A 664-nucleotide genomic window follows, 5' to 3' on the forward strand; every position below is an offset into this window, starting at 1 on the left:
ATCTGTAAATAGGTGAAACACCTAAACAAGCAGATACGAATTTTAATAGTTCTTCAGTTTCGTATAGATATTTCATCTCGGAATCTTTTGGAAAACAATCTGAATTTAAATATCCATTGTATCTATTCATAAAAGTTCTTTTTGGATGATCTTTTGGTAATGAGGCATCGTCCTTTGCATACAAGTAAGCATTTATACTCTCTTTAGACATATAAACTTCGTCTAATTGTTTTTCTAACTCAGAATTCATTACCTTAAGTGATTTAGGTAAAATAAAATTTGGAATTTTTGAACAACTATATTGATCAAGTTCTTCTTTACATTTTTTAACTAGATTTTGAATTATTGGTGAATTTAATTCGTGTATTGGATATTTTTCTAAATCTACAATAGTCTTAAGTCTATCGTTCATTTAATTTTATTTTAACTTTCCCTCTTCTCTCATTTTCGCTCTTATCTTGGTAGCTGATATTTTTTGAGTTTCTTCGTCTAAAACTATTTCTTCAATCTTATATCCAACTCCCCTACCATAACAAATATTTGTAATATTAGGTACTAACATTATTTTAAATTGTCCTTCAAACTCAGGATTTAATCTGTCTTCAATGTTTTTTTTTACTGTTCCAAAATCAAAAGGATTATCGTCTACACCTTGTACATCTCT

General features: G+C 27.9%; 1 protein-coding gene and 1 pseudogene. Both read right to left on the reverse strand.

The annotated features are described in order from the left end of the window. A pseudogene (locus tag AMO08_RS02650) lies at positions 1-412 on the reverse strand (HalD/BesD family halogenase); the annotation flags it as partial. Positions 413-418: 6 nt separating this feature from the next. Next, positions 419-664: cytidyltransferase (locus AMO08_RS02655; RefSeq protein WP_075484878.1), on the reverse strand; the 246-nt coding region annotated here is incomplete at its 5' end.

It is taken from the genome of Candidatus Pelagibacter communis (assembly GCF_001180205.1).
GTDB classification, from domain to species: domain Bacteria; phylum Pseudomonadota; class Alphaproteobacteria; order Pelagibacterales; family Pelagibacteraceae; genus Pelagibacter; species Pelagibacter ubique_O.